A 6,224-nucleotide genomic window follows, 5' to 3' on the forward strand; every position below is an offset into this window, starting at 1 on the left:
CCCCCCGCCGATGCACACGCATCGGCGGGCGAACTATCATTAAGCGTGAAATACACGCGGAGGTCAGCTTTCTACGCGAGCCGAATCTCCCACACTACGTAAAGGGGAACACGTGCTGCCTCAACGGCACCGTATGCGCACCAGCGCAGAATTCTCCCACGCCTTCCGTTCCGGCATCCGTACAGGACGTCGGAACATCGTTGTATCTACGGCGAAAAATCCTGGAAAAACAACCCAGGTAGGTTTCATTGTGTCGAAGGCGGTGGGCAACGCAGTCACACGCAATCTGGTCAAGCGCCGGTTGCGTGAACTTGCCGCGCTCACCTGCGCCGCGCATCCGGAAGGCTACGCCATTGCTGTGCGAGCGCTTCCCGCCTCCGCGAGCGCCAGCTGGGATCAGCTGCGCCGCGACTACGAATCGGCACTCGAGGCTGCTTTCGCTAAGCTCGACCTGCCTCAGAGCAAGGAGAAGCCGTGAGTCGTTCCCAGCGTGACCGCTGTGAAGAACGCTTCCACGCGCATCACAGTGGCACCTATAGCGCATCTGCCGAGACTCTGGGCCCCGACGAGCTGCTGGCACTAGCGCCTAACGAATTCGTGCGGCCGGAAACTTTCCTGCAGGCTCTCTACGTTCTACCGCAGAACCTGCTGATCGCGTGCATGAAGGCCTACCGCAAGGTCGTGTCCCCCCTCTACGGGGATGTGTGCCGCTACTACCCGACCTGCTCAGCCTACGCTCTGGAGGCGCTGACCACCCACGGTGCGATGGGCGGGCTTTCCCTGACGGTACGCCGTATTCTGCGGTGTGTCCCCTGGGCTACCGGAGGTATCGACCCAGTCCCGGAGGGGAAGCGTACTTTCGCTCCCGGAGCAGAACCGAAAATTATTCTGCTCAACCACCCCCATCTTTACACCCCTCACACCGGTGGTGACGCTCGCCCTGAGTAGGCGGCGCCTCCCACACAATGACTTAGCCGAGTCCTTAAGGAGTATTCCCGCGTGAATATTTTTGATTTGATTCTTTGGCCGTTTAAATGGATCGTCTCCGTGGTCCTGTGGCTGTTCCACACTCTTTTCACCTCGCTGGGCATGGACCCGGCGTCCGGCCTGACTTGGGTTCTGTGCATTATCTTCCTGACCCTGGTGATGCGTACCCTGACCATTCCGCTGTTCGTCAAGCAGATTAAGGCTATGCGCGGTATGACCGCGATGCAGGGCGATATGGCGAAGCTGCAGGAGAAGTACAAGGGCAAGAAGGACCAGCTCTCCCGCCAGGCGATGGCTCAGGAGCAGATGGAAATGTACCGTAAGCACGGTACGAACCCCTTCGCGTCCTGCCTGCCGATTCTGGCTCAGATGCCGATTTTCTTCGGTCTGTACCAGGTGCTGATGGGTGTTCCCACCGCGGCGCAGAGTAACGAGAGCGTGCTCATGCTGCCGGCTGATCTGGTGCACCAGTTCAACGACTCGCAGATTTTTGGTGCTCAGCTGTTCGCGACCATGCTGCACCCGGGCGCTGGTGACACCACCGCGACCGTTGTTCAGGCGGTCATCATGATTGTTCTGATGAGTGCGACCCAGTTCTACATTCAGAAGCAGCTGAGTGTGAAGAACATGTCGGAGGCGGCTCTGAACTCTCCGATGTTCCGTCAGCAGCAGATGATCATGTACATCTTCCCGATCATCTTCGCTGTTTCCGGTATTAACTTCCCGCTGGGTGTTATGTACTACTGGACCGTGTCGAACCTGTGGTCGCTGGGTCAGCAGTGGTGGGTTATCCGCAATAACCCGACCCCCGGTTCTCAGGCGGAGCGTGAGCTGAACGCTCGCCGTGCAGCGAAGGGCCTGCCTCCGATTGGTAAGACCCGTGAGCAGCACGAGAAGGATCTGCAGGAGGCTCGTGAGCGTGCCGCTGCGGGTCAGCGTCAGCAGCCGGTTGGTAAGAAGCGCCAGAAGCAGCAACGCAATAAGCAGAACGGAAAGAAGTAGTTTTCTTCCGTGATTCGGGCCGGGTTCTCGCCACGTGTGGCGCGGGCCCGGCGCCGTGTATGAGATACTTTTTACCCCTAGGACCCCCCTCCGAACACCCCGAGGATTATTGTGACTGAAGCTATGGAATATGAGGACGAGCAGCTCGTTGAGGAGCAGCTGGTAGAGGAGCCCATTGAGGGCGAAGAAGACGATTTTGAGGACATCGAGGAAGAAGGCGATATCGCCGCTGATTACCTCGAGGAGCTTCTCGATATTGTCGATATGGACGGCGATATCGATATTGAGGTGCGCAATAACCGCATCTATCTTTCGGTCTTCAATGACGATGATGACAATGAGGAACTGCGCCACCTGGTTGGCCGCCACGGTGAGGTGCTGGAGGCTCTGCAGGAGCTGGTGCGCCTCTCCGTCCTGGCTGGTAATGGTACCCGTTCCCGCCTGATTCTGGATGTTGCCGGCTACCGTGCAGAGCGTCGTGAGCAGCTGGAGAAGATTGCCGCTGATGCGATTGAGAAGGTGCGTGCTACCGGTCGTGATGAGCACCTGAAGCCGCTGAGCCCGTATGAGCGTAAGGTTGTGCACGATGTGGTGGCCGCCGCTGGCCTGTACAGCGAGTCGGAGGGCGAGGGTCCTCGCCGTCACGTGGTGATTTCTCTTCCCGAGGTAGGAGCCTAGTATGGAGACTTCGATGGTTACTCTCAGTGAGAGTGAGCGCGCCGCAGCGGAGGCTGTGTTCGGTGAGCGTCTGCCCCTGGCGGAGCGCTACGTGCAGCATCTGGCAACGACCGGTATTGAGCGTGGCCTGATTGGTCCGCGTGAGGTGCCGCGCCTGTGGGCTCGCCACGTGCTGAACTGTGCCGTGGTGCAGGAGTATATTGCGCCGAACGCGTCGGTTGCCGATGTTGGTTCTGGTGCCGGCCTGCCCGGTCTGTGCCTGGCGATTGCCCGCCCGGATTTGAAGCTGACCCTGATTGAGCCTCTGGAACGCCGTGTCATCTGGCTGAATGAGGTTGTCGAGGATCTGGGCCTGGAGAACGTGACCGTGCTTCGTTCGCGTGCTGAGCAGGCTGTGGGCGCCGTGGAGGCCGATGTGGTGACTGCGCGTGCTGTGTCCGCCCTGGTGGGTCTGCTGGACATCACTCTGCCGATTCTGCGCGGCACCGGTGAGCTGCTGGCTCTGAAGGGTCGTAGCGCCGCGGAGGAGATTACTAAGGCGAAGAAGAAGCTGAACCGTTACGGTGCGCGTGAGACCGAGATTCTCACCGCCGGCGGCGATCTGCTGGAAGAGCCGACGACGGTGGTTCGAGTTCGCCTCTAAAGGTTTCGTCCTGAATGGGCGGTACCGCCTGAGCTAGTGAATATGCATAGCTTACGCGGTACCGCCCATTTTTTGTACGCTGGCTTGCCGGGTGTGCGTGGCAATTGCATCCGTAGAGTACATAGAATGACCTCTCGCGTGGAGTATTAACCTGATGCCGGGTACCCTTAAGGAAGGATTGAAACCTTAGACTCTTCTACATCAAAGCCTGATGGTTCAGTAAGGGGTACCGAGCCCTTCAGGGCCATTCGGGCAGCACCAATGTTTCACGTGAAACATTGCAGACTTCATCACCTCGCGGAGTATGTTTCACGTGAAACATGTCGGGAATGAGTAGTGGCAGGGGAGTAGGGGAGTAGACCCGCCTCGCGCACAAATACCGCAGAGTATTGCCACGCGCGAGGCACCAGACGAAGCATCACCGTAGACACACCACCCGGAATATGGAAGGCACCCGATGACTCCTCAAGCTCAGAAATCTGTTGCAGATTTACTCCCCAAGCCTGTGCATACGCGTGTCTTCACCGTGTCGAACCAGAAGGGTGGCGTGGGTAAAACCAGTACCGCCGTGAACCTCGCAGCCGCGCTCGCGGAGGCTGGACTGAACGTCCTGGTTATCGATAACGACCCGCAGGGTAACGCCTCGACCGCACTGGGCATTGAGCACGGCGTGGATGTTCCCAGCGTCTACAACGTCCTGATTGAGGATAAGCCGCTTTCTGAAATTGTTCAGGAATGCCCCGATATGCCCGGCCTGTTCTGTGCCCCCGCCAATATCGACCTTGCAGGCGCGGAGATTGAACTGGTCTCCCTGGTGGCACGCGAGACTCGCCTCAAGAATGCCCTAATGGATTACACCGAATGGCGCGAGAAGCAGGGTATGGAGCGCCTAGACTATGTCTTCATCGACTGCCCGCCGAGCCTCGGCCTGCTGACTGTCAATGCCTTCGTTGCGGCAGAAGAGATTCTGATTCCGATCCAGTGCGAGTACTACGCTCTGGAAGGTCTGAGCCAGCTGCTGAAGAATATTCAGATGATTCAGAAGCACCTGAACTCCAAGCTGCGCATCAGTACAATCCTGCTGACCATGTACGATGCTCGTACCAACCTGGCATTCCAGGTGGCAGAGGAGGTGCGCGAGCACTTCCCGGAGGAGACTCTGGGGGTCAAGATTCCTCGTTCAGTTCGTATCTCTGAAGCTCCCAGCTATCAGCAGACCGTCATCACCTACGATTCTTCGTCGACTGGCGCTCGCGCCTACCGCGAGGCGGCACAGGAACTCTCGCGCCGATCCGCATAATCTAAATCTTTTGAAATGAGCCCTTTTGGATTGTCTATTGATGATTCAAAAGGGCTCATTTCATGCGGTATTTTCTGAGTGAAACCTAAGAAAACATCCTTAGTGAATTAATTATCAGGAATAATTCGGATGATGTGCCGTGCGGTTTTTACTCCTGCTTTCGAGTGCTTATTTCGTTTACACTAGATAAAGAAGAAAAAATGAGCGGGCTCGTCCGGGAGTCCTAAGGAGTAACGATGGCTGAAAAGCGACGCGGCTTGGGTCGTGGCCTGGGGGCACTGATCCCTCAGAGTACGAAGAATTCTGGTAATGCTGAGGCGAAGGCATCCGAAAAGACTGCGGCAGTAAAGACTGCACCCAAGAAGGTATCTACTCCGATTGAAGAGCCGATAACTGACGGCCTCTTTGAAATGGCTCACGAGGCCAAGCCGGAGAAGCAGCGCAAGAGCACTAAAGCTGAGTCTGTAGAAGCTAAGCCCGCTGAAGCTGCACCCGCTCAGGAAAAGCCTGTTGAAGCTCAGAAGGTAGAGGAGAAGGTCGAAGCTCCCGCCTCCTCGCAGGATGTTTCACGTGAAACATCGAAAAAGAAATCCCGTGTGGACATGGGTGCGGCACTGCGTAATACCACCCTGACTCGCCGCCCGGTGGACTTCTTCTTTGGTGAAGATGTCTCCACCCCGCAGGCCGCTTCCGAAGAGCATGGCGGCTTGGTTCCGGTTCCCGGTGCACAGTTTGCTGAGCTGAACGTTCGCGATATCCACCCGAACCGCAAGCAGCCCCGCACCGACTTTGATGAGCAGGACATGGAAGAGCTCATCCACTCGGTACGTGAGATTGGCGTTCTGCAACCGATCGTCGTGCGTCCCTCGCGCGAAAACGGCACCGAAAAGTATGAGCTGGTCATGGGTGAGCGCCGCTGGCGTGCAACCCAGGCGGCTGGACTGACCACCATCCCGGCGATTGTTCGTGAGACTGAAGACGGCGACCTGCTCCGTGACGCCCTGCTGGAGAACCTGCACCGCAGCCAGCTGAACCCCATTGAAGAGGCGGCGGCATACCAGCAGCTCATGGAGGAGTTCGACACTACTCAGGAGCAGTTGGCTAAGCGTATTGGTCGTTCTCGCCCCCAGATTTCGAATACGATTCGTCTGCTGAAGCTGCCGGCTCTGGTGCAGCGTCGCGTTGCGGCGGGTATTCTCTCCGCGGGTCACGCGCGCGCCCTGCTGGCTCTGACGGACCAGGCTCAGATTGAGACTCTTGCACAGAAGATTGTGAATGAGGGACTGTCGGTTCGCGCAACTGAGGAGCTGGTGAACCATGCATCCGGCGCTGCGGAGGTGAAGGAGCGCAAGGCTCCTCAGCCTCAGAAGCACCGTGAGCGCCTGGATTATATTGCGGAGGCTTTTGCTGACAAGCTCGATACTTCGGTGAAGATTTCGCTGGGTGCTCGCAAGGGTAAGATGACCATCGAATTTGCGAATGTTGAGGATCTGAACCGCATTATCCGCGTTTTGGACTCTGATTTCTTGGGCTAAATTTTCGCGTAAAACAATATTTAGCAACTGAAATCAGTTGTATATATAAAAAACTCTCGGTGATGTTTCACGTGAAACA

The 6,224-nt window shown here is 57.2% G+C and carries 7 protein-coding genes; all 7 read left to right on the plus strand.

Features of this window, described 5'->3' with window-relative positions; all coding sequences use genetic code 11:
• Positions 1 to 112: 112 nt before the first annotated feature.
• The 7 genes from rnpA (at position 113) to HMPREF2710_RS02470 (ending at position 6,145) form a co-directional block, all read left to right on the plus strand.
• Positions 113 to 478: a ribonuclease P protein component gene (gene rnpA, locus HMPREF2710_RS02440; RefSeq protein WP_049341943.1), complete on the plus strand. Its 366-nt coding sequence runs from the start codon at positions 113 to 115 to the stop codon at positions 476 to 478.
• Positions 475 to 948, plus strand: coding sequence for a membrane protein insertion efficiency factor YidD (yidD, locus tag HMPREF2710_RS02445; RefSeq protein WP_005504090.1), 474 nt, complete (start codon positions 475 to 477; stop codon positions 946 to 948). Before rnpA ends, yidD begins: the two co-directional genes overlap by 4 nt.
• Positions 949 to 999: 51 nt before the next feature.
• Entirely contained in the window at positions 1,000 to 1,989 is a 990-nt protein-coding gene (gene yidC, locus HMPREF2710_RS02450; protein ID WP_005504085.1) for a membrane protein insertase YidC, read from the plus strand.
• Between the two features lie 111 nt (positions 1,990 to 2,100).
• Entirely contained in the window at positions 2,101 to 2,667 is a 567-nt protein-coding gene (locus HMPREF2710_RS02455) for a Jag family protein (RefSeq protein ID WP_005508020.1), read from the plus strand.
• A 1-nt stretch (position 2,668) separates the two neighbouring features.
• A complete protein-coding gene (rsmG, locus tag HMPREF2710_RS02460; RefSeq protein ID WP_005504080.1) occupies positions 2,669 to 3,310 on the plus strand; it encodes a 16S rRNA (guanine(527)-N(7))-methyltransferase RsmG in 642 nt (213 codons plus the stop codon).
• A 457-nt stretch (positions 3,311 to 3,767) separates the two neighbouring features.
• The gene (locus HMPREF2710_RS02465; protein WP_005504078.1) at positions 3,768 to 4,610 is read left to right on the plus strand and encodes a ParA family protein; all 843 of its coding nucleotides are present in this window, start codon (positions 3,768 to 3,770) and stop codon (positions 4,608 to 4,610) included.
• A gap of 236 nt (positions 4,611 to 4,846) precedes the next feature.
• Entirely contained in the window at positions 4,847 to 6,145 is a 1,299-nt protein-coding gene (locus tag HMPREF2710_RS02470) for a ParB/RepB/Spo0J family partition protein (RefSeq protein ID WP_049341940.1), read from the plus strand.
• Positions 6,146 to 6,224 lie beyond the last annotated feature (79 nt).

This window comes from Rothia sp. HMSC069D01 (genome assembly GCF_001810135.1).
In the GTDB taxonomy this organism is placed as follows: Bacteria; Actinomycetota; Actinomycetes; order Actinomycetales; family Micrococcaceae; genus Rothia.

Excerpts from the sequence above, each read along its gene's own strand:
- HMPREF2710_RS02470 (WP_049341940.1), top strand. The coding sequence starts at position 4,847 with ATGGCTGAAAAGCGACGCGGCTTGGGTCGTGGCCTGGGGGCACTGATC.
- HMPREF2710_RS02465 (WP_005504078.1), top strand. The coding sequence starts at position 3,768 with ATGACTCCTCAAGCTCAGAAATCTGTTGCAGATTTACTCCCCAAGCCT.
- rsmG (WP_005504080.1), top strand. The coding sequence starts at position 2,669 with ATGGAGACTTCGATGGTTACTCTCAGTGAGAGTGAGCGCGCCGCAGCG.